The 25,299-nt window shown below is 57.9% G+C and carries 23 protein-coding genes; 5 read left to right on the top strand and 18 right to left on the bottom strand.

Features of this window, described 5'->3' with window-relative positions; genetic code table 11:
• Positions 1 to 145: 145 nt before the first annotated feature.
• From ACR0CR_RS16500 to ACR0CR_RS16490, 3 genes are all read left to right on the top strand, one after another.
• Positions 146 to 1,123, top strand: a complete 978-nt coding sequence (locus ACR0CR_RS16500; RefSeq protein ID WP_480601135.1) for an NAD(P)H-dependent flavin oxidoreductase — start codon at positions 146 to 148, stop codon at positions 1,121 to 1,123.
• Positions 1,124 to 1,163: 40 nt separating this feature from the next.
• On the top strand, positions 1,164 to 1,940 hold the full coding sequence (locus ACR0CR_RS16495) for an enoyl-CoA hydratase (RefSeq protein WP_480601133.1): 777 nt from the start codon (positions 1,164 to 1,166) through the stop codon (positions 1,938 to 1,940).
• Between the two features lie 403 nt (positions 1,941 to 2,343).
• Positions 2,344 to 3,357 (top strand): AraC family transcriptional regulator, encoded by a 1,014-nt coding sequence (locus tag ACR0CR_RS16490; RefSeq protein ID WP_480601131.1) that lies wholly within the window; start codon positions 2,344 to 2,346, stop codon positions 3,355 to 3,357.
• A gap of 252 nt (positions 3,358 to 3,609) precedes the next feature.
• Here the strand turns inward: ACR0CR_RS16490 and ACR0CR_RS16485 are convergent, their stop codons facing one another.
• Positions 3,610 to 3,975 carry a winged helix-turn-helix transcriptional regulator gene (locus tag ACR0CR_RS16485; RefSeq protein ID WP_480601128.1) on the bottom strand — a complete coding sequence of 122 codons (366 nt, stop codon included), beginning with the start codon at positions 3,973 to 3,975 and terminating at the stop codon, positions 3,610 to 3,612.
• 120 nt (positions 3,976 to 4,095) lie between these two features.
• On the opposite strand from ACR0CR_RS16485, the gene ACR0CR_RS16480 reads away from it, so the two are divergent.
• Together ACR0CR_RS16480 and hchA are read left to right on the top strand one after the other, a co-directional pair.
• Positions 4,096 to 4,743: an NAD(P)H-dependent oxidoreductase gene (locus ACR0CR_RS16480; RefSeq protein ID WP_480601125.1), complete on the top strand. Its 648-nt coding sequence runs from the start codon at positions 4,096 to 4,098 to the stop codon at positions 4,741 to 4,743.
• An 18-nt stretch (positions 4,744 to 4,761) separates the two neighbouring features.
• Complete coding sequence (gene hchA / locus ACR0CR_RS16475) at positions 4,762 to 5,622, top strand: glyoxalase III HchA (protein ID WP_480601122.1); 861 nt, start codon at positions 4,762 to 4,764, stop codon at positions 5,620 to 5,622.
• Between the two features lie 381 nt (positions 5,623 to 6,003).
• On the opposite strand, the gene ACR0CR_RS16470 is transcribed toward hchA, so the two are convergent.
• From ACR0CR_RS16470 to sstT, 17 genes are all read right to left on the bottom strand, one after another.
• Positions 6,004 to 7,062, bottom strand: coding sequence for an acyl-CoA dehydrogenase family protein (locus ACR0CR_RS16470; protein ID WP_480601119.1), 1,059 nt, complete (start codon positions 7,060 to 7,062; stop codon positions 6,004 to 6,006).
• Positions 7,063 to 7,065: 3 nt separating this feature from the next.
• Positions 7,066 to 8,253 (bottom strand): acyl-CoA dehydrogenase family protein, encoded by a 1,188-nt coding sequence (locus ACR0CR_RS16465; RefSeq protein WP_480601117.1) that lies wholly within the window; start codon positions 8,251 to 8,253, stop codon positions 7,066 to 7,068.
• Positions 8,254 to 8,255: 2 nt separating this feature from the next.
• The gene (locus ACR0CR_RS16460) at positions 8,256 to 10,316 is read right to left on the bottom strand and encodes a 3-hydroxyacyl-CoA dehydrogenase NAD-binding domain-containing protein (protein ID WP_480601115.1); all 2,061 of its coding nucleotides are present in this window, start codon (positions 10,314 to 10,316) and stop codon (positions 8,256 to 8,258) included.
• Positions 10,317 to 10,335: 19 nt separating this feature from the next.
• Positions 10,336 to 11,061 (bottom strand): IclR family transcriptional regulator, encoded by a 726-nt coding sequence (locus tag ACR0CR_RS16455; RefSeq protein ID WP_480601113.1) that lies wholly within the window; start codon positions 11,059 to 11,061, stop codon positions 10,336 to 10,338.
• A 5-nt stretch (positions 11,062 to 11,066) separates the two neighbouring features.
• Positions 11,067 to 12,254 (bottom strand): acetyl-CoA C-acyltransferase, encoded by a 1,188-nt coding sequence (locus ACR0CR_RS16450; RefSeq protein WP_480601111.1) that lies wholly within the window; start codon positions 12,252 to 12,254, stop codon positions 11,067 to 11,069.
• Positions 12,247 to 13,737, bottom strand: coding sequence for a class I adenylate-forming enzyme family protein (locus ACR0CR_RS16445; RefSeq protein ID WP_480601109.1), 1,491 nt, complete (start codon positions 13,735 to 13,737; stop codon positions 12,247 to 12,249). Before ACR0CR_RS16445 ends, ACR0CR_RS16450 begins: the two co-directional genes overlap by 8 nt.
• A gap of 150 nt (positions 13,738 to 13,887) precedes the next feature.
• Positions 13,888 to 15,066, bottom strand: a complete 1,179-nt coding sequence (locus ACR0CR_RS16440) for an acetyl-CoA C-acyltransferase (RefSeq protein WP_480601106.1) — start codon at positions 15,064 to 15,066, stop codon at positions 13,888 to 13,890.
• 185 nt (positions 15,067 to 15,251) lie between these two features.
• Positions 15,252 to 15,374 carry a hypothetical protein gene (locus ACR0CR_RS16435; RefSeq protein WP_480601104.1) on the bottom strand — a complete coding sequence of 41 codons (123 nt, stop codon included), beginning with the start codon at positions 15,372 to 15,374 and terminating at the stop codon, positions 15,252 to 15,254.
• Between the two features lie 284 nt (positions 15,375 to 15,658).
• Positions 15,659 to 16,276 (bottom strand): DsbA family protein, encoded by a 618-nt coding sequence (locus ACR0CR_RS16430; protein WP_480601102.1) that lies wholly within the window; start codon positions 16,274 to 16,276, stop codon positions 15,659 to 15,661.
• A 12-nt stretch (positions 16,277 to 16,288) separates the two neighbouring features.
• Positions 16,289 to 16,519 carry a hypothetical protein gene (locus ACR0CR_RS16425; RefSeq protein ID WP_480601099.1) on the bottom strand — a complete coding sequence of 77 codons (231 nt, stop codon included), beginning with the start codon at positions 16,517 to 16,519 and terminating at the stop codon, positions 16,289 to 16,291.
• A 431-nt stretch (positions 16,520 to 16,950) separates the two neighbouring features.
• On the bottom strand, positions 16,951 to 18,033 hold the full coding sequence (locus ACR0CR_RS16420) for an ABC transporter ATP-binding protein (protein ID WP_480601097.1): 1,083 nt from the start codon (positions 18,031 to 18,033) through the stop codon (positions 16,951 to 16,953).
• A gap of 9 nt (positions 18,034 to 18,042) precedes the next feature.
• Entirely contained in the window at positions 18,043 to 18,885 is an 843-nt protein-coding gene (locus ACR0CR_RS16415; RefSeq protein ID WP_480601094.1) for a carbohydrate ABC transporter permease, read from the bottom strand.
• Complete coding sequence (locus ACR0CR_RS16410; protein WP_480601091.1) at positions 18,885 to 19,820, bottom strand: carbohydrate ABC transporter permease; 936 nt, start codon at positions 19,818 to 19,820, stop codon at positions 18,885 to 18,887. The genes ACR0CR_RS16415 and ACR0CR_RS16410 overlap by 1 nt, the downstream gene beginning before the upstream one ends.
• Entirely contained in the window at positions 19,817 to 21,076 is a 1,260-nt protein-coding gene (locus ACR0CR_RS16405) for an ABC transporter substrate-binding protein (RefSeq protein WP_480601088.1), read from the bottom strand. The genes ACR0CR_RS16410 and ACR0CR_RS16405 overlap by 4 nt, the downstream gene beginning before the upstream one ends.
• 41 nt (positions 21,077 to 21,117) lie before the next feature.
• The gene (locus ACR0CR_RS16400) at positions 21,118 to 22,269 is read right to left on the bottom strand and encodes an aminotransferase class I/II-fold pyridoxal phosphate-dependent enzyme (RefSeq protein WP_480601086.1); all 1,152 of its coding nucleotides are present in this window, start codon (positions 22,267 to 22,269) and stop codon (positions 21,118 to 21,120) included.
• Positions 22,262 to 23,011, bottom strand: coding sequence for a FadR/GntR family transcriptional regulator (locus tag ACR0CR_RS16395; RefSeq protein ID WP_480601084.1), 750 nt, complete (start codon positions 23,009 to 23,011; stop codon positions 22,262 to 22,264). The genes ACR0CR_RS16400 and ACR0CR_RS16395 overlap by 8 nt, the downstream gene beginning before the upstream one ends.
• 654 nt (positions 23,012 to 23,665) lie before the next feature.
• Positions 23,666 to 24,895 (bottom strand): serine/threonine transporter SstT, encoded by a 1,230-nt coding sequence (sstT, locus tag ACR0CR_RS16390; RefSeq protein WP_480601081.1) that lies wholly within the window; start codon positions 24,893 to 24,895, stop codon positions 23,666 to 23,668.
• Positions 24,896 to 25,299: the final 404 nt, after the last annotated feature.

The following is a 25,299-nucleotide window of genomic DNA, read 5'->3' as shown; positions in this document are numbered from 1 at the left end:
CATCAAGCACCAAATCCCCCCGAGAACATGTCGATGTCACTCTCGACGTAACGTTTATTTTTCAGGCGCTTTCATTGCGCGAAGTGACATGTTTTCTCGCATTCAAATCGAAACCAGCGCCAGAATCATCACGGAGGCTACGGCCATGAAAACCGAAATCACCGAACTCTTTGGCATAGAACGCCCGATCCTGCAGGGCGGGATGCATTATGTGGGCTTTGCTGAACTGGCCGCTGCTGTCTCGAACGCGGGCGGGCTGGGCACGATCACCGGACTGACCCAGAAAACACCCGCCGATCTGGCCAATGAGATCGCGCGCTGCAAGGACATGACCGACAAGCCAATCGCGGTCAACGTAACCTTCCTGCCCACCGTCAATGCGCCGGACTATCCGGCCATCATCAAGACGATCATCGAAGGCGGCGTCACCGTGGTTGAAACCGCCGGGCGCAACCCTTCGCAGGTTATGCCATATCTCAAGGATGCCGGGATCAAGGTGATCCACAAATGCACCTCGGTCCGTCATGCGCTGAAGGCGCAGGAAATCGGCTGCGATGCGGTCTCGGTTGACGGGTTCGAATGCGGCGGCCATCCGGGCGAGGATGACGTGCCCAACATGATCTTGCTGCCGCGCGCCGCCGATGAGCTGGAAATCCCCTTTGTCGCATCCGGCGGTCAGGCCGATGGCCGTTCGCTGGTAGCCTCGCTGGCGATGGGCGCATCCGGCATCAATCTGGGCACCCGCTTTGTCGCCACCAAAGAAGCCCCCGTGCATCAGAACGTCAAAGACGCGATTGTGGCAGCGACCGAACTGGACACCCGCCTTGTCATGCGCCCACTGCGCAACACCGAACGAGTCATGACCAACCCGGCGGTCGAACGGATTCTGGCCAAGGAAAAAGAAAAAGGCGCAGAGATCCAGTTCGAGGACATCATCGACGAAGTAGCCGGTGTGTACCCGCGCATCATGAAGGATGGTGACATGGATATCGGTGCCTGGTCCTGTGGCATGGTTGTGGGCCTGATCAACGACATTCCGACCTGTCAGGAACTGCTGGATCGGATCATGTCCGAGGCCGATCAGATCATCAGCGAGCGCCTCGCTGCGTACAACAACGTCTGACAGGCAGGCAATCCAGCGCCAACCAGCAGGAGTATCTGATATGACCGAAGAAAACACAGCCCAACCAGGTGTGATGACCGAAAAGCTGGGAACAGCCCTGCGCGTGACAATGTCGAACCCCGGCAAGAAAAACGCGATCGACCGCGCGATGTATCTGGGTCTGGCCGAAGCACTGACAAGCGCAGCCAACGACCCAGAAATACGTGTGGTCTGGCTGCGCGGTGCGGATGGCGACTTTACCAGTGGCAATATGGTGAGTGATTTCCACAATTCCGCCTCTGGCGATCATCCGCCGGTCGTGGCCTTTCTGGAAGCACTCATCAAGTTTCCCAAGCCAATTGTTGCTCAGGTCGAGGGTGTGGCCATCGGCGTCGGTACAACGATGTTGATGCATTGCGATCTGATCTACGCGGCTGAGGAAACCGTGTTCCGGATGCCCTTTGTCAACCTTGGGCTCGTCCCCGAAGCAGGCTCCAGCTACATCGTGCCCCGCCTGATGGGACAGGCCAAAGCGGCCGAGTTACTCTTGCTGGGCCGGATGTTCTCGGCGCAGGAGGCGCTGGAAAACGGGCTTGTCAGTCGCGTCGTGGCGCCGGAAGAGCTGGACAACACGGTCGCAAGCGCTGTGGCCGCGCTTGGTGATCAGCCCCCAAATGCGGTCGCAAAAACCAAAGCGCTGTTGCGGCGCCCTCTTACCGGAGATCTCTGGACCCGGGTGACCGAAGAATTGAAAGACTTCGGGGATCAGTTGCAGCAGGACGAATTCCGCGAAGCATTCTTGGCTTTTGTTGAGAAACGAAAACCGGTCTTCAAATAGAAACCAGACTCACCCAAAAGAGTTCATTGGCCGGCAAAATCTCTGCCGGCCATTATTATTTGTGACATGCTTGATGGCGCCCGTGGTATTTGATCGGTTTGCGGTAGCGGGCGGCGCAAATCCAATGCCGCTGGGTGCCAGATTCGCGATCTTCAGAGAACATCAAATTGAAGAGCTTCTGTGAAAAGGAGCGAAACACTGCAGCCTGATCATCGGCCAGGCAATGCAAATCATTCGCGGCACCGCTAAATCTGCGAATGGTGAAACCTGTTGGCCAGCCGCCATCAGTGGCATCCGGCTTTTGGCATTTTGCTTTCCCTTAGTATTGCACAGACTGTTTAAAATGCGCCATTCTTGGTGCTATACTAAACAGTAAGCGCTTGCGGAAACTAAAGGACGTGCTTTGAAGGACCAGCACTATTCCACTTCAAAACTCAATGCGGCAGCGCGGGTATTGAAGCGCCGCGGGTTGGACCAAATCCGCGTTTTTGATGGAACTGGTGTCGATCGATCAGAGCTTTCGAACAAAGACTACACTGTTTCACTCAACCAGATTCTCAATGTTCTAAGAAACATCTCTGAACAGCGCTGGCATCCGACTATTCCGTATGAGATTGGCAAATCTCTGCATATTTCCGACTATGGGTTGTTTGGTTACGCCGTCTTGAGCGGAACGCGGTATCGGGAAACTGTGAGATTTGCAGAGAAATTTCATTCACTGGCGGCGCCTACCGCCGAAATAAAGTTTGTCTTCGACGGCAAGTTGCAGGGCTGGGAGTTTGAGCCGGCCGCGTTGGTCGCGCATTCCTCTGATTTCTACGATTTTCTCGTATGTCTCCAAATGGGAATATTTTTTTCATTGCATCAAGACGTCTTGGGCCAGGATTATCAATCAAACCTGATAGAGTTACGATGTCTGCAAAACAGTTTCTATACTGTCGAGGAAGACGCCGCCGAGGTGTATCGGTTTGGGGCTGAACGGAACCGGTTCTGCGTTCCCTCTGAATGGAATGAACGCAGACTTGAATTGGGCAACAACAGAACTTTTCAACAGATCACTGAGATCTGCGAAAAAGAGCTGTCCGAGATTTTGAACAACGGCTCGGGCCGCATCTCGGGGAAAGTTCGAAAAGCGCTGGTTCGCAGCGCGTTTTTTGATGCGAACATGGATCAGATATCAACGCAGATCGGGCTTACAAGTCGCACGTTAAGGCGCCTTCTGAAGCGTGAAAACACAACCTTCAGCGACATTCTCGACGAGACCCGGCAGGAAATCGCACAAAAATACTTGCGTGATGCGGACCTAAGCACACAGGAAATCGCTTTCGTTCTTGGGTTTTCAGACGCAGCCAGCTTTCACCGAGCATTCCGTAGGTGGACAGGCGAAACACCAAGACAATATCGAAGCGGCTTTTGAAAACGCGATTGAAATTGTCTTGATTTGGGCTTGAAACGAAAGTGCGTTGCAGGGGTTTTCAGGACAACTGTGGCATGGATAGCCGGCAGATAATGAGTTGTTCGTCTTCCATCTTGTATCAAGCAAGCGGCTATTGAACTCAACCTCGCCAAAAGTAGATTTTCAGTGTTTCGGGCAGCACATCGGCAGAAACTTCGCTTCTAGCGAAACACCAATCCTTACAAATATTAGGTTGATCTAGAGGCAAGCTTTTCAATCCGAAACAGCCGCATCGTAGGCAGTGCGAGCCTTATCAATCCTGGTCAAGTTTTCCAGTGCCCAGTAGCCAAGCGCTGTGACCGGCTCACGAAATGAATCCCCCATTTCCGTCAGGTTGTATTCGACCTTTGGCGGGATCGTCGGGTGATAGATGCGGTTCACCAGCCCGTCGCGTTCCAGCTCTTTCAGGGTCAGGCTGAGCATACGTTGCGAAATGCCAAGATTCCGTTTCAACTCATTGAATCGCATTGTTCCGTATTGGGCCAGTGAGATGACCACGAGAACGCTCCATCGATCGCCGACCCGTGACAGAACTTCGTTGATGCGTTTGCTATCCGGGCAGCGTTTATCATCCAGCATGGCAGTTCCCATTTTGTAACCGAGAGACAAATTTGTGCCTTCTTGTGGCGCAAACCAGTGCTCATTAGATAGTCAGTCACAAATGTTTACTGCCCAAACTGGGTGCTGACAATAGGACCAATGACCGTGACTACCAAAACGCTGAACGATCACCTGAACTGGCGCTACGCCACCAAAAAAATGGACCCCGCGAAGTCTGTTCCGCAGAGCAAAGTGGACGCAATCATCGACGCGATCCGCATGGCTCCCACCTCGAGCGGAACGCAGCCTTTCGAACTGATCGTGGTCACCAATTCCGACCTGCGCGCAGAAATTGCCAAAGCCGCAATGGGGCAAGAGCAGATCACCGATGGTTCACATCTTCTGGTGTTCGCCGCATGGGACACCTATACCGAAGCCCGCATTGACGAAGTTGTGGACCTGAACGTGCAGGCGCGCGGGGACCTACCGTTGATTCACGGCTACTACGGCAATTTGAAAGAAAACTACGTGCCGCGTGATGCCGGAGTGAACTATGCCCACGCCGCACGTCAGGCTTATATCGCCCTTGGAATCGGTCTGGTTGCCGCCGCCGAGCAAGAAGTCGACAGCACCCCGATGGAAGGGTTCGATCCTGCCGCCGTGGATGCGATTCTGGGCTTGCAGGACAAGGGCCTGCGGTCGGTAATCCTGATGCCTCTTGGGTACCGGGCGGAAGAAGGCGACTGGCTATTGCCGATGCCCAAAGTTCGCAAATCCCGCGAAGCTATCGTGACCGAAATCAACTGAGTGCAGACAGGAAATCACATGGGATTTATCCGAAAACTGCTCAAGGCAGACCCCACCCCCACAGCTGACGGCGCATACGAACCTTCGCCGCTTTCGCTGAAACTGGCAACCTCTGCCAAAACGGACTACGACGGCGGAGCATATGCGGCCCCCTATACGGGGGGTGACAAGCGCGTGCTGATCGTCTGCACCGAACAGCGCAATCTGACCATGGCAAACGGCAAAATGTTTTCGACCGGCAACCACCCGGTTGAACTGGGCTTGCCCATGCTGCACCTTCTGGCGGCCGGCTTTCACGCAGATGTCGTCACGCCAACCGGCGCGCCCGTGATCATCGAGGATTGGGCAATGCCACGTGAAGACGAAGCGGTGATGAAACTATACGAGGATTACGCACAGGCTTTCGCCAATCCGGGCAGTCTGGCCGAGTTTGTTGCGTCGTCGATGGGTGACGAGACCCCCTATGTAGCCGTGTTCATTCCAGGCGGCCACGGGGCCATGATCGACCTGCCCGAGAACAATGATCTGGGCAGGTTGCTGCGTTGGGCGCATGAACAGGATCTGTTCACCCTGTCAATCTGCCACGGCCCTGCGGGTTTGCTGGCCGCGAGCGACGAAGCGGACTTTGTCTACAGCGGCTATAAAATTGCGGCGTTTCCAGATGCCGTGGACAAACAGACCCCGATGATCGGCTATTTGCCGGGCCCGATGCCGTGGATGTTCGGTGAACGGCTGAAATCTCTGGGTGTTGAGATCGTAAACTCAAAGGCGGATGCGTCCTGCCACGCCGACCGTCGCCTTATCACAGGCGCAAGTCCAAAAGCCGCCAACAGATTTGGGCGGCTGGCAGCAGAAAATCTGCTTCAGTCCGTGGCCTAGTCGCGGAACCTAGTGATTTTCGAGCGACGGCATGGTCCTAATCAATCGTAATGGCTTACGATGGCGCGATGCTCGCAAATAGTAAGGCCGGTACGAGCGGCACGGATCTTAGAATGCAGGTGTTCGATCCGATCTTCTCGGTCCTGCCGGGGCATGTCGCGGCGTTGTTTTAATACCCGCAACTTGCCCCGGCTAACAAGAACCGCTGGCCCCCGTGATCACCACCAGCCAGATATCCGAACCCGGCGCGCGGGCACCGCATAACGCGGCATTGACCGGCTTTAAGACCAGACGCGACAGCAGGTTGCGACGCGCCGGTTCATTGATGGTGACGATCAGCGTCGGGGCTCAGGTGTCAAACAGAACAGCTTGGCAGACGGGTCAGGCCGCCATCACGCGCTGCAGCTGCGCATAGCGGTCGCCCAGCTGGTGATCGATCATCGACAAACGCTTGGCATAATGCGAGCCGGGATATTCCCAGGTCATGCCGATACCGCCATGCAGCTGGATGCTTTCCTCAGATATCAACGCTCCGGTACGCCCAATCAGGTTCTTGGCCATGGCGACGTATTTGCTTGCCTCATCTGTACCCAGCTTACTGGCGGCCAGAATGGTGATGGACCGGCATTGTTCAATCTCGATCGCCATATCGACCGCGCGGTGCTGCAGCGCCTGAAAACTGGCGATGGGGCGGCCAAACTGTTTGCGTTGTTTGAGGTAATCGACTGTCATCTCAACCAGTACTTCCATCACGCCGACGGCTTCGGCGCACAACGCCAGACGGCCCGCGTCCAGCGCGGCCTCGATGACGGTTTCGGCGTCTTCGCTGATGCAGGTCGCAGACGCAGAGTCGAGGATCAATTCGCCCGCGCCGCCTCCGTCGATCATGGCATAGTCGATGGTCTCGGGTGCTTCGACCAGAAACAGACCCATCCCCGCATCGGTACGCGCCGCGACCAGAGCGCCATCGGCCCCTGGCAGGCCATAGACCACCGATTTGCGCCCGTTCAGAACCCAGCCATCTCCAGACTTGTCCGCGCTGGTGCGGATCAGCGGCAGGCTGTCTGCATCGGGTTCAAACACGGCCAGCGCCAGTCGTTTGCTGCCCTCGATCATCTCTGCGACCAGCGCTTCCGCCCCGCATTCGGCGGCGGTGCGTACGCTCATCAGGGCGGCCAGCATCGGTTCTGGGCACAGCCCCCGGCCCAATTCCTCGAACACAGTGGTGATGTCAAACCCTGCTCCGCCGAACCCACCTTGATCTTCGGGCACGAAGGCGCCGATCAGACCCAGGTCGCACAGTTCAGACCAGTTCGCCGGCGAATGGAACGGCGCGGCGTCGATGGCGGCGTTGCGAATGCCGAAATCATACTGATCCGCCAGATAGCGCCGCACGGTGTCCGCCAGCATCTGACGGTCTTCGCTCAAGTTGAAATCCATGGCTCAGCTCCGAAACATGTCTTTGGCGATGATGTTGCGTTGAATCTCGTTCGATCCACCAAAGATCGAGAGTTTGCGATTATTGAAGTAATTGGCAGCGCCCCCCGCAGCTTCTTCCGGCACGGACATCGCGTTTTCGGGCAAATCACGGGCCGGGAAAGGCGCGGCAGACGCGCCAAGCGCGGTCTTGATCAAGCTCTGAATCCGTTGCCGGATCACCGTGCCCTTGATCTTCAACATCGAGCTTTGCATCCCCGACGCAGCCCCTTCCTTGGCCGCCGACAGCATCCGCAGATTCAGCACGCGCATGGCTTCCAGGTCGATCTCGACTTCGGCCATTTCAGCGGCAAACAGCGGATCTTGCGCCAGCGGCTTGCCGCCCCGCACCAATTGCTGCGACAGAGACTTGAGCTTCTCCAGATCCTTGCCCGACATGCCCACCCCGGCGATATTCGTGCGCTCATGCGTCAGCAGGTACTTGGCGATGGTCCAGCCCTTGTTTTCTTCGCCCACCAGATTGGTAAGCGGCACACGGACATCGGTGAAAAAGACCTCGTTCACCTCATGCCCGCCATCCAGCAGCATGATCGGGCGCAGTTCCACACCGGGCGTATCCATATCTACCAGAATAAAGCTGATGCCTTCCTGCGGCTTGCCCTCGGTCGAGGTGCGCACAAGGCAGAATATCTTGTTGGCGTGCTGACCTAGTGTGGTCCAGGTTTTCTGGCCGTTGATGACATAGTCATCCCCATCCCGCACCGCGCGGGTTTTCAAGCTGGCCAGATCCGAGCCCGCACCCGGTTCCGAATACCCCTGACACCACCAGTCCGAGCCATCCAGAATACGCGGCAGAATAGTGGCTTTCTGCGCGTCAGAGCCGAATTTGATCAGCACCGGACCCAGCATGTTCAAGCCAAACGGCACAATGCGCGGCGCGTTGGCCAATGCGCATTCTTCTTCGAAAATATGGCGTTCCACCGCACCCCAGCCGGGGCCGCCATATTCGGTGGGCCACGTCACGGCCAGCCAGCCACGGGCATTCAGCCTGGCGTGCCAGTCTTCCATTTCCTCTTTGGTCAGCCCTTCGGTGTTGCGTCCCTTGCGGGCAACGTCCTCGGGCAGGTTTTCGTCCAGAAAGGCGCGAACCTCGGCGCGGAACGCTTCTTCCTCGGGTGTGAAGCTCAGGTCCACGTTCAGGTCCCCTTGTTCAGATCGTTGAAGGTTTTACCAGCATCCGCCAACTCACGCAGCAAGGCGGGCACCTTCCAGTAATGAGGGTCTTCTTTTGCGAAATGCTCGATCCGCTGGATCAAAACATCCAGTCCGGTGATGTCGGCATATTGCAACGGGCCACCCCAATGGCGAGGGAATCCGTAGCCGAACAGAAAAACCGCATCCACGTCGATGGGGCGCAGGGCGATTTTGTCTTCGACCACGCGCGCGGCCTCGGACACCATCGCGGCCATATAGCGATCAACGATTTCCTGATCGGTAAAGCTGCGGGCTGTGATGCCTTTTGCGTCACGTTCGGCCTGTGCGAATTTCGCGACCGCCGGGTTCACACTGCGAGATTTGCCGTCATAGACATAAAAGCCTTTGCCGCTTTTGCGCCCGAACCAGCCCTGTTCGCAGACGCGGTCTGCGATCTCGACATAACGTTCCTCGGCAGGGCGAAACTCGGCCTGCCGCTTGCGGGTGGCCCAGCCGATATCCTGCCCCGCCAGATCCGACACGGCGAACGGTCCCATGGCGAAGCCGAACCCCTCAAGTGCGGCGTCAATCTGTTCAAACGGCGCGCCGTCCAGCTGCATATAGGCCGAGGACTTGCGGTAATGCGCCAGAATGCGGTTACCAATGAACCCGTCGCACACTTCGGACCGAACCGCGATCTTTCGCAGTTTCTTGGCCAGTTTGAAACTGGTCGCAACGATCTCGGGCGCAGTGTCCTTGCCCACCACAACTTCCAACAAGCGCATCACATGTGCGGGTGAGAAAAAGTGCAGCCCGATCACATCCTGCGGACGGCTGGTGCAGGCTGCGATTTCGTTCACGTCCAGATAAGATGTGTTCGAGGCTAGAATGGCCCCTGGTTTGCAGACCTGATCCAGCTTGCCAAAGACCTCGCGTTTGACCTCAATGGATTCAAACACCGCCTCAATGACCACATCCGCATCCGCCAACGCGGCCATATCGGTTGCGCAGGTCAGCGTAGCCAGCGCCGCTTTGCACTGTGCCTCGGACAGCTTGCCACGCTTGACCGCCCCATCCAGGTTTTTAGTGATCGTCTCGCGGGCAAATGCGACGCGGTCCTCTTCCATCTCGATCAAAGTGACGGGCATCCCGGCCAGCAACATCGCCGTGGCAATGCCCGAACCCATCGTGCCGCCACCAATCACGCCGCCTGTGTTCAGATCGCGCGCTTCGGCATTGGCCTCTGGGATATGCGCGACGGCGCGCTCGGCGAAAAACGCATGTTTCAGACCTTTGTGAGCGTTGCTGGCCAAAGCTTCGACGAACAGCGCGCGCTCAGCGGCCAACCCATCAGCAATTGGCAAGCTGCTGGCCTCGGCGGCCTTCAGTGCGCGTTCGACAACCTCGCCCTTGGCTTTGGCCCGGAAGGTGGCCAGTTCGTCGGCGGTAATACGATTGTCCAGTTCAGCGGTCACGCGGGGCGTCAGCGTTCCGTCCAACACCTGCTGCGCGGCGGTCAGAGCAACCGTTTCGGGGTCACCTTCTTGCAGATCATCCAGTAGTCCGGCCTTCAGACCAGCCTCAGCCGAAATCGGCTTGCCCGAAGTGATCATGGTCAGCGCCGTGGTTCCGTCGACCAAACGCGGCAGGCGCTGGGTACCGCCTGCGCCGGGCAACAGGCCCAGATTCACCTCGGGCAAGCCCAGTTTCAGCCCCTTGACCCCGACCCGCACATGACAGCTGAGCGCAATTTCAAGCCCACCGCCTAAAGTCGTCCCGTGCAGGACACAGACGATGGGCTTGGCACTGGCCTCAAGCAGTTCGCACACGTCAGGCAGGACCGGCGGTTTCGGCGGCTGGCCAAATTCACGAATATCAGCGCCTGCGACAAAGGTTCGACCGGCCGCATAAAGCGCGATGACCTTAATGTCTTCATCGCTCGCTAGGTCACGCACTGCATTCACCAGCCCGATACGTACATCATAGCCTGCTGCGTTGACCGGCGGGTTGTCGATCTCGACAAGGGCGATCTGACCGTCTTTGCGCGTTTTAACCGCAGTCATTAGGTTCTCCTGTTTTCAATCACATATGCCCAAGGCTAAGCCTAAGCGTTTGCACCGTGTCGCGAAGTTTCGGCGCAACAGTCTGTTCCAGTTTTGCCGCATCCAGATCAGAGGCGTTCGCGCCGCACAAAAAGGCAAATGGCTGTGATCCCGGTGATGTCTGAAAGGGCACAGCGCAAGCATTCACACCGCTGTTCCACCCTCCCAACGAGATCAGGTAGCCCCGGCTTTCTAATTGCTGGCGATCCGCGCAGACCTGATCCGTGGCAGGATTTTGGCCCGCGTCGGCGGCCAGTATGGCGCGCCCGGCGGCGCTTTGATCCATCGGTAGGCGGTGGCCCTCGCTCAGCCACAGCGAAGAGGCGTTGCGCGGTCGCCAGCAGCGCGTCAACATCGCCGCATCGCCGTGACGCATAGTCAGCGCCACCAACACGCCGGTGTCATCGGCCAGTTGCTGCATCACATTCTCAGCCATCGGCAGAAAGGACAAGCCCGCCCGCGCCGTGTATCCCAGCGCCATGACCGAGGGGCCAAGCCGGTAAGCCTCGGACGGGTGCAGCTGTTCCAGAAACCCCATCGAAGCCAATGTGAAAGTCATCCGCGCCACGGTCGAGGGCGGCATCCCCGTGCGCCGCGCCAGTTCGCGGTTGCCCAGTGACGCATCATCGGGCTTGAACGCCTGCATGACCTGCAACCCTTTTGCCAGAGTCGAGGCGAAACGGCGATCTCTCTCTGCGTTCGACATGGGCCTTACACGCGCTCCAAGATCAGGGCGATTCCCTGCCCCACGCCGATGCACATGGACAGGCAGGCATACCGCCCGCCGGTTTCTTCGAGGTGACGCATGGCTGTCAGGATGATCCGCGCACCTGACGCGCCCAAAGGGTGCCCAACTGCAATCGCGCCCCCGTTCGGGTTCAGTCGGCTGTCCGCAGGATCCAGATCCAGATGCTTGCAACAGGCCAGAACCTGAGCCGCAAAAGCCTCGTTAATCTCAATCAGGTCCATATCCGGCATGGTCAGCCCCGCCCGGTCCAGCGCCTTGGGCACCGCGTAAGCAGGGCCGATCCCCATGATCCGGGGCGGCACACCGGCGATGGCTCCTGCCACGATGCGCGCGCGGGGCGCGGCGCGGTCGGTCTTTGCCCCGATCATCAGCATCGCCGCGCCATCATTGACGCCCGACGCGTTGGCCGCCGTTGTCACCCCTTCGGGGAAGATTGTCCGCAGTGATGCCATTTTTTCAAGCTGCACATCCGGGCGCGGGTGTTCGTCCTGCGTGACCTCATGGGTTGCACCTTTACGGCCTTTGATGGTGATCGGTGTAATCTCATCCTCAAAGAACCCGCGCGCACGGGCGGCTTCGAAACGGGCCTGAGATTCGTATCCGAACCGATCCGAGTCCTCGCGCGTGATCTGATAATCCTGCGCCAGGTTGTCGGCGGTTTGCGGCATCGGGTATTCACCATGCATCTCGGCGATGCGCGGATTGGGAAAGCGCGCACCAATTGCGCTGTCATAGATTTGCGCCTGTCGGGCATAGGGCGTTTCCGACTTGGCGATGGTGAACGGTGCGCGAGTCATGCTTTCGACACCGCCCGCCACGTACAGGGGCGCCTCACCCACTGTGACCGAACGCGCCGCGTCCAGCGCCGCCGACATGCCCGAACCGCACAGGCGGTTAACGGTCAGCCCGCCGACCTCAACCGGCAGACCAGCGAGCAGGGCGCTATAGCGGGCGACATTGCGGCTGTCTTCGCCGGACTGGCAGACATTGCCCAGAATGACGTCTTCGATCTCGGCGGATTCAAAAGTGCTGCGCTTGACCAGCGCCTCCAACACTTGCGCGGCCAGATCATCGGGTCGAACAGAAGCCAGCGTCCCGCCATGCCGACCAAAGGGGCTGCGCAGCCCATCATAGATATAAGCGTCAAGCATTGTCGGCCTCTTCATCCAATTGCGCCAGTTCCGAGGCAAAGGTCTCGACCAGCCTGTGTTTCAGGATTTTTCCCGTCGCGGCCTGCGGCAGCGCCTCGGTGATCACGATGTGGCGGGGGATTTTGTACCGGACCAAAGCGTCGCGCAGATATGCTTTCAGATCCGCCCCAGTCGCCGGAACGCGCAAGGAAACAAAGGCCAGAACGTCCTCATTCCCGTCTCGCGCCCGGCCCACAACGGCGGCCTGCGTGACCGAAGGGTGGGCGTTCAGCGCCGCCTCTATCTCGGGCGGATAGACGTTAAAGCCGGAATGAATGATGACTTCCTTGCAGCGGCCCACGATATAAATGCGGCCATCACTTTCGATCCGCGCCAGATCACCGGTGCGCAAGAACCCGTCCTCTGTGAAAGCATCAGCCGTAGCCTCAGGGTTCCGGTAGTAGCCTTTCATGATGTTCCGCCCGCGCGCCAGCAACTCTCCGACCCCATCGGCACCGGGATTGTCCAGCCGAACATCGATGCCAGGCAGCGCGGGACCGACGGTTTCGTCGTGCGGCGGATGTTCAATCTGCGTGGCCGCTATACCTGGTGCGCCTTCGGTCAGGCCATAGCCGTTGTGTATGGGTTGGCCGAATATCCGCTCGACCCGCCGCTTCCAGCTTGGGTCCAATGGCGAGCCGCCCGAGGACATGTATCGCAGGCCGGTCTCGACCCGTTCGATCCCGTTGTCCTTGCAATGCTTGAGGATCAGCGCGAACATCTGCGGCACACCCGACAGCATGGTGGCACCTGCCTGCAGCCCTTCGATCACCAGCGCCGGGTCAAACCGAGGTTGGAATCGCAGGCTGCCTCCGGCCAGAAGCGTGGTCAGGATGATCGAGGAAAACCCGAAAATATGCGTGCCCGGCAGCACCGCCAGCGCCTGATCAGTCGCCGTCGCCTGCCGCCGCTGCATCGAAGCGTGCGCCATGAACAGCAGGTTGTCATGCGTCAGCATCACGCCTTTGGGCGCACCGCTGGTGCCCGAGGTATACAGGATTGCGGCCACTTGCTCTGCGTTGTCTTGTTTGGGTTCGGCAGCTGTGTCGCGAAGCGGCGACGCCACCAATTGACCCAATGCGCGGGCACCCAGCCGGTCTGCCTGAGCCTTGGCCGCCGGGGAAACATCCGGAGTAAAGACCACGCACCGCGCACCCGAATGGGCGACAACCGTATCAATTTCGTGATTGGTCGCACGGGCGTTCAAAGGCACGATCCAGGCATCCAGCGTGCTGAGTGCCAAGCAGGTCACCGCATAGATCGCACAGTTTTCCGCCAGCACCACAACCCTGTCGCCCGGACGCACGCCATAAGAGAGCAGTAACTCTGCCGCCTTCCGCACCGCGTCCGACAAATTCTCATAGCTGAGACACGCGCCATCGTGGTCGATGATCGCCAGAGCCGATGCGTCCTTGCCTTCGATCAACTGATGGATTCTGTGCAATGCACTCTTCCCGGCTGCGTTTTGGGCGTTTTAGCGGCTAGGAGCTACAGCGTCAACATGCGGACATTCATTCCGCATTGCGGAATGTTTTTTGAACGAAACACCGACAACTTTCGCAGCCGGTGCCCAGTTCAGAACAATGATTTAATGTTAGAAAATCTCGAACAAACCCGCCGCGCCCATACCGCCGCCGATACACATGGTCGCCACGGCGTGTTTGGCCCCACGACGCTTCCCCTCAATCAGCAGGTGACCCGCCATGCGCGCGCCAGTCATGCCAAACGGATGACCGATCGAGATTGAGCCACCATTTACGTTGCATATCTCGGGGTTGATGCCCAATGTCTCGCGGCAATAAAGCGCCTGAGAGGCAAAGGCTTCGTTCAGTTCCCACAGGTCAATGTCTTCGACACTTAACCCATGGCGTCTCAGCAATCGCGGCACCGCAAAGACCGGGCCGATGCCCATCTCATCTGGCTCACACCCTGCGACAGCAAAGCCCTTGAACGCGCCCAATGGTTGCAACCCTTCGCGCTCGGCGACCTCGGAATCCATCACAACACAGGCTGACGACCCGTCCGACAGTTGCGAGGCATTCCCAGCGGTGACAAAATGTTCCGCGCCGCGCACGGGCTCCAATCCTGCAAGGCCTTCCAAAGTAGTAGTTGGCCGGTTGCAATCGTCGCGAGTGATCGTCACGGCCATCTCTGAAATTTCGCCCGTTTCCTTGTCCTTGACCAGTTGCACTGTCTCCATCGGCACGATTTCATCATCGAATTTGCCGGCGGCTTGGGCGGCAGCGGTGCGTCTCTGGCTTTCCAAGGAAAGTTCATCCTGCGCCTCTCTCGTAACGCCATAGCGCGCGGCCACGATATCCGCGGTTTCGATCATGGTCAGGTAGACGTCAGGCTTGTGCTCGGACAGCCAGTGGTCGCGGTCATGCGGTCCCGGCTTCTGATTGCGCAGCGAGATCGATTCGACACCGCCCGCAATTGCGGCGGGCACACCATCTTGCACCACCGCATGCGCAGCCATCGCAATCGCCTGCAACCCCGAGGAACAGAAGCGGTTGATTGTCGTCGCCCCTACCGTCACCGGCAGGCCGGCACGCAGCACTGCCTGACGCGCGATGTTGGCCCCGGTCGCCCCTTCGGGAAAACCGCAGCCGACGAAGGCATCCTCGATCAGTGCGGGGTCAACCTTGGACCGGTCCACCGCGTGCTGTATGGAATGACCCATCAGAGTGGCCCCGTGGGTGTTGTTAAACCCACCTCGGAAGGACTTGGCCAGCCCGGTGCGGGCTGTCGAGACCAGAACAGCTTGTTTCATTGGGGATACTCCCTTTTCTGTAGCGCATGACAAGAAGCAGGTTTGCCTTTTTCCTTCATCGTGGCAATGGCCTCGGCAATTTGGCCGACAACAGTACTCGCTTAAGGTTTATGCTGAAACGCCCCTGGTCTAAGCCAGAACCAGCGGGGCTCGACGGGACGGCGCGGGGTATTCAGTGATCGGGATCAGGCCGCCCTGAAATGGGCCAGACGGCCCACGATAGTGCGATCCGCATCCGCTCGCCCGACCGAGGCCACAAAGGGGATCTCAAGCCCATCCGCTCGGGGCATCCGGATCAAGTTGGACACGTCATCTTCGCCCTGGCGCCTGCGACAGTCGAACCCGTCGACCGAGGCCGCGTCACAACCGATTTCCTACGCCTTCAACGCATGGCGAAGTGAGGCACATTTGTGGATCACCTTGATCATGGCTTGCCTGAGGTAGGACATCACCGGCCCTGTGCTGCATCTGGCGGTTTACTGTTCTTATCGCCGCCGTCGATGATGGCCCGGATGATCGGATGCTGGATTTCGAACGATCAAGTGATCTTGGTTTTCATGTGCAGTTCTGATTTTGCTGTTTCAGATTTAGGCTACGCCTGTTCGGCGGCTTCCAAAATGGCTTCTTCAACCTGACCCAGACGTTCCTTGCCAAAGTACATTTCGTCGCCCACGAAGAACGAAGGAATGCCAAAGACGCCACGATCTACCGCAGCCGAGGTATTGTCTATCAAGCGTTGTTTGGCGTCTGGCTCATTGGCCCGCGCCAAAAGATGCGCGCCGTCAAGCCCGGCGTCGTCCATCGCCTTCGTGAACACGTCGGGATCGCTCATGTTCAAGCCCTTTTCCCACATCGCGACCATGCCGGCCTGCACGTAGTCCTTTTGCATCCCATCAATCTGGGCCGCCGCCGCGCCCCGCATCAGCAGCAGCGAATTCACCGGGAAGTGCGGATTCATCTGGAACTTGGTCAAAGCGTGCTTGCGGACAAAGCGCGCGATCTCGACCTTTTCATACTGCATCTTGCCTTTGACATCGCCAAACACCACGAACGGAGGCCGATTGCCCGTGGCCTTGAAGATCCCGCCCAGCAAACAAGGTTTGTAAGCAAAGGTCACTCCGGTGCGGGTCTCGATTCCACGAATGGCTTGATCGGCCAGATAGGCGTTGGGGCTGGCCATATCATAGATGAACTCAATTTGGGGGAGCATAAAGGGTTCCTTCTACCATCTCTCATTCCACGGGCGCAGGTCCAGCTCATGCGTCCAGTCCCTGCGCGGCTGGTTGTGTAACGTGGCGTAGTTTTCAGCAACGCGGTCGGGGTTCAGAAATTGATCGCTTTCTTGCAGTTGATCGACGCCGGGTATGTTATCACGGATAAAGGTGCTGTCGATCATGCCGTCAATGATCGTATGGGCGACATGGATGTTCTTAGGGCAAAGCTCTCGCGCCATCGACTGCGCCAATGCCCGCAATGCGTGTTTGGTCCCCGAAAAAGAAGAAACCCGGCTCTGCCGCGCACACTTGCCGTTGCACCAGTAAAGAAGATCGTCCCCCGCCCGCGCGGCAGCATTCGGGCCGCGGCCTCCCGACCCATCATCAGGAACCCGGCAAAAGTCGCCATTTCCGGGACCTCAGGGAAAACCTGGACGGTGGTGCCGGTAATGCCGGATCGCACATTTGCACCGGCATTGAAAACAGCAGCTGAAGCTTTTCCGTCATCGGTATGCGCGTTGGCGACCTTGTGCCCAGTGGCATGATGGGGGGGTTGCCATTTGATCGAACGCGCATCGCAACCCGCAAGGCCAGCTAGGGTTGCGCCCTGTCAAGGTTTGCGGTCCGCTTGGATTTTCTGACGGGTTGCCTCAGCAACTGTGGTCTCAGCCTAATGCTCAAACCCTTCATGACCCCGTTCAATGGCAGTTCCATCGCGGTCGAAAACATGGATGTTTTGCCGGACGAACCGCAAACCCAACCTATCCCCAGGCTTAGCAGGGACGTTGCCATGTTTGCGAACCATCAGAGGGCCGATCCCATCCACATTAACGTAGATATTCGTGTCCGATCCAAGATGTTCGACGACATCCGCAACCGCATCAAAGTCGCCGGCACCGGGTGCTACGACATCCAGGTGTTCGGGTCGGATGCCCAGTTCGGCAGCACCCGAGATCGACTGTTCCCAATTTAGCTCCAGCATCGCACCGTTTTGCAAAGCGATCCCTGTTTCAGTTACCGAAACAGGCACGACGTTCATTGTGGGTGAGCCAATGAACTGCGCCACGAATTTGTTGGCTGGCCTTTCGTACAGTTCCAGCGGGCTGCCGACTTGTTGAATGACGCCTCCGTTCAGAACGACAATCCGGTCCGCCAGCGTCAGGGCTTCGACCTGATCGTGGGTGACGTAGATCATCGACGCCCCCAGCCGCTGATGAAGATGCGCAATCTCCAGGCGCATTTCGACGCGCAAGGCCGCGTCAAGGTTCGACAGCGGTTCGTCAAACAGAAAGGCGCGAGGCTGGCGCACGATGGCACGCCCCATGGCAACGCGTTGTCGCTGACCGCCCGACAACGCCTTGGGCAATCGGTCCGTCAGGTGTTTGAGACCAAGCGTTTCAGCGGCCTTCGCAACTTTCGACTGGCGTTCGTCTTTCGGGTCACGGCGGATTTCCATCGAAAAGCCCATGTTCCGGGCTACGTCCATATGGGGATAGAGCGCGTAAGATTGGAACACCATCGCAATATCCCGATCCCGCGGGCGCACGTCGTTCATGCGCGAACCGTCGATCAGAAAGTCACCGCCGGTGATCGGCTCAAGCCCGGCGATCATGCGCAGCAGCGTGGACTTTCCGCAGCCTGACGGGCCAACCAGAACCACGAACTCGCCATCCTGAATATCCAGGTTGATGTCGCGCAGCACCTGCACCGAGCCATAGTTCTTGCTGACATCGCAAAGTTCGATACGCGCCATTGCGGCCTCCTATCCTTTGACCGCGCCCGAGGTGAGCCCCTGAACGAGATAGCGTTGAATGAAGATGAAGAACAAACAGCTGGGGATCAGTGCCAGCACTCCCGCAGCCATCATCTGTCCCCAATCGACCGAGAACTTGGACACGAAAGTCAGCAGCCCCACCGGGAAAGTCATCGCGTCGTTCTTCGAGATCAGCATTAGCGCAAACAGCAGTTCCGACCACGCGGCAGTAAAGACAAAGCCCAGCGTTGCTCCCAGCCCGGGCAGGGTCAGGGGGAATACAACCAGCCGCAGCGCCTGAAACCGCGAACAGCCATCCATCATCGCCGCGTCTTCAAGATCGGTGGGGATGCCGTCAAAGAAGGACTGCATCAGGAAGGTGGCGAAGGGGATATTGAAGGCGGTATAAACGATAATCAGACTGGTTAGCGAATTCAGCAGACCCAGATCGGCCACGATCTTGTAGATCGGCGCGATGATCATCAGCAGCGGAAACATCTGGGTGATCAGCATTACCGCGATGATGATCCGCTTGCCCGAAAACACGAAGCGCGAGAAGGCATAGCCCGCGCCTGCGGCGATCAGGGTCGTCACGAATGCCGTGCCCAGCGACACGATTAGCGAGTTGCGGAAATAGGCCAGAAAGTCGGTCTGGAACAGCACGGTAGTAAAATTCTCGAAGGTGGTCGCACTTGGAAACAACCGCGTCCCTTCCGAGAAGATCAGCGCATCCGGGGTGATTGCAATCTTGGCCAGCCAATACAGTGGGAACAGCGCAAAAAGCAGATAGAAGGCCAGAGCGGCATATTTGCCAACAATCAGGGCAGGGTTGCGGGAAACGACGGAAGACATCAGACCTTCACCAGCTTCTTGCGCAGCCACAACAGGATCACGGCATAGATCAGCAGAATAAACAAAAGCGCGACCGCGATGGTCGAGGCATAGCCGAAATCCAGCTTTCGGAAAGCGGTGGTGAAGATGTAGGTCGACAGGATCTGCGTCGAATTGGCCGGACCTCCGCCCGTCATGACAAAGATCAGATCGGCGAAGTTGGCGATCCAGATGGTGCGCAGCATCACAGTGATGGCGATCATCGGGGCCAGAAACGGCAGGGTGATCTTGGTGAAGATCTGCCAGGGTGAGGCGCCGTCAATCTCGGCGGCTTCATAGAGTTCGGATGGGATGGATTGCAGCGCGGCCAACAAGGTGATGGCAAAAAACGGCACTCCGAACCAGATATTGGCGGTGATCGGCCCCCACATGGCAAGGTTGGGATCGCCAAGGATGTTGAAGGGTTCCGACAATACACCCAACGCGGCAAGCCAGTGCGGCAGCGGGCCAATGACCGGATTGAATAGCCACGCCCATGTCAGGGCCGACAGAAAGGTGGGCACGGCCCAAGGCAGAAATACCAAAGCCTGAAACAAGCGTTTGCCGAAAAATTCAGTATTCAGCAACATAGCCAAACCAAGGCCCAACAGGAACTGAAAGGTGATGGACCAGAAGGTCCAGAAAAAAGTGTTTTCAAGGGCGATCCAGAATTTGCGATCCCCCCACAGGTCGAGATAATTCTCAAACCCCACCCAGCCGGTTTTGAACGGGTTCAACAGTTCGATGGATTGAAACGAATAGGAAATGCCGATGATCAACGGCACCATCATCACCGCCCCGATCAGAATCAGCGCCGGGGACAGGTAGAAAAACGGCTCGACCAGGTATTGCAAGTAAAGCGAGCGTCGCGCCCGGGTTGATCCGGGCACAACAGTTTTTTGCAGACGCGCGGTCATTGACCAGCTTTCCACTTCGCGTATTCGTCGGTCAGCATCTCGGCCCACTCATCCGCAACGTCTTGTGCGCTGCGCTGACCCAGCAAGGCCTCCTGACTGGATTCCAGCAAAACGGTGCTGGCGAAGTAACCCCATTGCTCCAGATAGGTGGGCATGGTTGTGGGCTCGTACTGCTCACCATTCAGTTCCTCGAACCAGCCTTTGAACTGCTCAGTCTTGAAATACGGGTCCTGATCAGCACCTTTATGGATCGGGATGACGCCCACGCGCTTGGCCCAGGTGGCATTGGCGTCAGGCGAGGAAAGGGATGCGACCAGATCGAACGCCTCTTTCTCATGTTCGGTGGCCTTGAACACGGACCAGCCCGAAAACCCAATGGTCGGGAACGCCTTGCCGGACGGGCCAACCGGCATCGGGATCACGGCGAAATCTTCCGCAGGCATCCGTTCGGCGATTGCTATCAATGCGTCGGGGTCCTGATCGAGGAAAGCGCAAGTTCCGGAATAGAACCCGGCCACGATCTCGTTAAAGCCCCAGCTGACGCTGTCCTTGGGGGCATAGCCCTTTTGGTAAAGGTCGATCATGAACTGAATGCCTTCGGCCGAACCGGGTTCATTGATCCGGCTCTTGCCATCCTCGGTGAAGAATTCATTTGTACCATTCAGGGCCGAGCTGAACATGACCCAGCCATTCGTGCCGCCGGGACCGCCGCGCAGGCAATAGCCGTACTTGCCGTCTAGCTCGGAAACCGCGGCCGAGGCTGCCATGAATTCTTCCATCGTGCCCGGAGGGCTGTCGACACCTGCCTCGGCCAGCAGTTTCTTGTTGTAGAACATCGCCCGCAGATAAAAGCCGTAAGGGATCATATAGAGGTCCCCGGCCTGCGACCCCATCGCGACGGTCTTGTCGGTCAGCGTACCGCCATGTTCCCAGTCGGCCACGTAGTCCTTGAGGCTTACCAACTGATCCGAACCGGCATAGAGCGCCTGCCAGGTGTCAGGCATTTCCACCACATCCGGAATGTCGCCACCGGCAACCATCGTGGCCAGCTTTTCAAACGCGCTGCCCCAGGGCAGAGACACGATCTCGACGGTGACGCCTTCGTTGGCAGCTTCGAAATTATCAACCAGGCCTTGCAAAACCTCGGTCCGTTCCGGGCTGGTTATCACCTCGACCAGTTTCAGCTTGGTCTCGGCATAGGCTGCCGACCCCATCAGAGTGGCCGCCAGGGTTAACCCTGTCAGTATGCGTTTCATTCTCTGTTTCCCTCCATGAAAGAACTGTTGTGAATGCCCGCTTAGACGGTGCTTGTTGCGAGCGCGTGCTCGAAATCTGCCCAAAGATCGTCAACGTCCTCCAGCCCGAGGCTTAGACGTATCAGGTTCGGTGAAACCCCAAATCTCTGCATTGAATTCTGTTCCCCTGCCTGCGCCAACCCGACGCGGGCGGGCAGGATCAGGCTTTCGAACCCACCCCAACTGACGCCAAGACGGAAGATCGAAAGCGCATCGGCAAAAGATGGAATGTCGACACTGTCGTCGAATTCCAGCGACATCAGGCCAGACCGGCCCTTGAGGCCCGGAACCGTGTTGGCGCCGGGTGAATGGATCGCGGTTACCTGCGGCAAGGCGGACAGCCGGTCGACAAACGCATTGGTCGTTGCCTCGTGCTGTCGCATCCGAACGGCCAAAGTGCGCAATCCGCGGATCAGCAGAAAAGCCTCGAATGGAGCCAATTTGGCCCCCAGCAGCGGCAGCGTCAGATCACGGATGCGGGCGATGTGGGTCAGGGAGGAAACAACAACGCCCGCAACCGTGTCAGAATGCCCCGATATGTATTTCGAGGCAGAGTGGATCACGATATCAATTCCCAGAGAAATCGGGTTTTGGAACACAGGGCTGGCCCAGGAATTGTCGGTCATCGTTAGCACCCCATGCCGCTTGGCATGGTCACCGACGCGGCGCAAATCCATCGGGGTGAAGATGACCGAACTGGGGCTTTCCAGATAGGCCAGCGTGACGTCCTGCAGCAAGTCGGCGTCATTTTCGAACCGGTCAACGGGGTAATATTCGATTGCGACGCCCATTGGCCGCAACATTCGCTCCATGAACCGATAGGTGTCCGGGTAAACATTCTCGACACAGGCGATCCGGTCGCCTGGACGGATGAAGGCCAGCAGAGCAGATGAAATTGCTGCCATGCCCGAGGCAAAACCAACGGCGGCTTCTCCGCCTTCGGCTTGTGCCATCAACGTTTCAAACGCCGTAACCGTGGGATTCTGAACCCGTGTATAAAGCGCGGTATCGGTCAAACCGGCCATCCGGTCTTCGAACGCCTTGTAGTTGTCAAAGGTGAACAGTGACGTCTGGACAATCGGCGGCGCAACGGACCCAATTGTTTCGTCGGCCACAGCCGCCAGCAGCGTGGCAAGGTCCGGGGCTTCAGTCATTCTGATGCTCCATCACTTGACGAAATTCAGTTTCGACCAATGCAAGGATTTCTTCCATCAGCCGCGCGGCTTCTTCGCCTTTTCCGGCGATAACGGCCTCGGCCATCGGCAGGTGTAACGGGATGCTGCTCTGCCCCAGATGAGGTTGCCCAAAAGGTGCCTCGTAAACCTCGTTGAAACCCTGCTGAATTTGCAGGATCAGCTGTCCGAACAAAGGGTTCCCCGATGCCTGGTGCAGAGTGTCGTGGAACCGACGATCTGCATCGCGCCAGTCTTCTCCGGCCTCATAGGACGCCATCAACTCCATCGCCCGCGCCATGATCAGCCGTTTTTGCTGCGCATCGGCGTGGCGCGCTGCCAGCCGCACCGTCTCAATCTCAAGCGGGCGGCGCACGGCATGGGTCCGCAACAGGCTTTCGGCCTCAAGTTTGACTGAGACGGGCAGATGGATCGAGTTTGAAACCACCTCGGCCGCCAGTCGGGTGCCGGCTTTTTTGTTGCGCACCACGATGCCCATGTTCTGCCATGAGGTCAGCGTCTCGCGCACCTTGGCGCGGCTGATCCCCAATTGCTGCGCAATCTCGATCTCGGTCGGAAGCTTGTCGCCGATCGTCAACCCGTTGGCTTCGATCATCTGCGACAGCGCGTCGATAACATCCTTGCTGGTGCTGCCGCGCGGCAGCTTCTGCAGGCCTGCGCCTGGCTGTGTCACGGATTGAGGTTTGTCGGGTGTCTGCGGCACTGACCGTTTGCTCCGATTCCGAAGATACGATCAGCGTTGCATATAATGTCGGACAAAAACAAGTATTTTGTCCGACATTATTTTACCTCGGGCAGACCAAACAGCAGCTGAGTCACTAGTTGTACACGCGATACGTGCGGCCTCCACCCGAGCGGGGTCTTCCTTGCATGCCTTCCATGATGATAGTGGCAGTGAACATGTCTGTAACAGTACGGAGGACGACAGGATGCAGGTTTATGCAGCCTGTTTGTCCAATAGGGCTGACAGTGATGGGCCGGATTCTTCGGAAACGCCGCCTCAACTGGATCGTTGATTCTTGGTCACGCGCGCATGTGAATTGAAGTGGTCGATCGCCTTTCGGATTGGGCCTGTGCCACGACGCTGAATGGTCCAGACGTGAAAACAGTAGCCACGGAACTGCCCGATACCGCATAGCATTTTCTATGTCTCCTCTCTTGTCCGGCCCACTGCATCGCCGGCGGTGGCATCGGTAAAATGAACCTTGAACGCTTCTCATCGAAACTTTCATCCGCCAGATTTTCGCGTGGTTCTGACCACTGTGATCAGCCGGCGCGGCAGCTGCGGGGCGCGCGGTCATCGTATCGGGGCAAGAGCCATTGCCCCCGCCCGACATTTGCTACTGGCCCTCACCTTTTAGGCCGCGACTTCCTCAAGCGGCAGCTTTGTCGGATAGGGGTCGCCCTGAGCGTATGAGCCCGCCGCAGTGAACAGAACGTCCGTCGACGAATTGAGCCCGGTTTCCGCTGAATCCTGCAGCACACCAACAATGAACCCGATGCTGACCACCTGCATGGCGGTTGCATTGTCGATGCCGAACAAGCTGGCCGCCATCGGGATCATCAACAGCGATCCACCGGCCACGCCGGATGCGCCGGTCGCCGCAACGGCCGCGATGACGCTCAGCAACAGGGCAGACAGGAAGTCCGCCTCGATCCCGACAGTATGCACCGCGGCCAGTGTCATCACGGTGATCGTGATCGCAGCGCCGCCCATATTGACGGTCGCGCCGATCGGAATGGTGACAGAATATGTTTCTTCATCCAGATTCATCCGCCGACACAGCTCCATGTTGACCGGAATGTTGGCGGCCGAGCTGCGCATGAAAAATGCGGTGATGCCGGATTCCCTGAGGCAGGTGAAGACCAAAGGATAGGGGTTTTGACGGATGCGGAGAAAAACGATCAGCGGGTTGATCACCAGCGCCATGACCACCATGCAGCCGATCAACAACAGCAGCAAGTTGCCATAGCTGACAAGTGTCGAAAATCCGGTTTCTGCGATGGTCGAGGCCACGATACCAAATATCCCGATCGGAGCGACCCTGATGATTGCCGAAACAATCTTGGTGATCCCGTTGTCAAGGTCGGACATGAGTGTTTTCATCGTGTCCGACCCATGCCGGAAAACGAGACCCAACCCAATGGCCCACGCCAGAATCCCGATGTAGTTGGCCTGCGCGATGGCATTGACCGGATTATCTACCAGCCGCAGCAGGATGTTCTTGACGACCTCACCCAGCCCTTCGGGTGCCGCCATGGTTTCCGCCTGCACCGCAAGATTCAACGATACGGGAAACGCGAAACTGGCAGCTACAGCCAGTAACGCCGCAGCAAAGGTGCCGATAATATACAGAACCACAACCGGACCCATCCGGGCCTGACTGTCCCGCTTGTGATTGGTGATAGCAGCGCAAACCAGGATCAGCACCAGCACAGGCGCAACTGCCTTGAGGGCATCGACGAAGAAATCTCCGAGCAATCCCACGGCTTTGCCAGCATCTGGCCAGACAGCGCCAAGAAGGACGCCGACGACAAGCCCAATGATGATCTGAGTTACCAGGCTTCCTTTGAGAATGAATTTCATCGGACTCACCTTCACTGATATGGATGGAAAGCACACGCGAGGCGCATACCTTCATGTTGGAAAATCAAAACCGGATTTCCGTTATATGGGAGGATTGGTGTGATTTTAAACGCCCGTCAGCAATGCATCTTATTACATGCATCATCGCGACACTTGGCTTTCGTTCAAAAACAGGATGTTACTGATATCCGAACAGGACAAAAAATGCGCATGCGCCAAAGTTTCGGGCCGCTTCGGACGCGGACGGGCTTCTCCGGTGGGGTGGTTCAGAACGTCACTGCGACTCTGGCCATGTTCGGACTGTAAGCCGCCCCAAGTACTGGCACGACATGGTGGCTTTACTGGCAATACCTTGGCACGCCACGCCTAGCGTTCCACGGCCAATTGCGCTTTGTCCGGATCGA

The organism is Ruegeria sp. AM2 (genome assembly GCF_056540685.1).
Note: the sequence above shows the minus strand (reverse complement) of the source record. Positions and strands in the feature narration are given on the sequence as shown.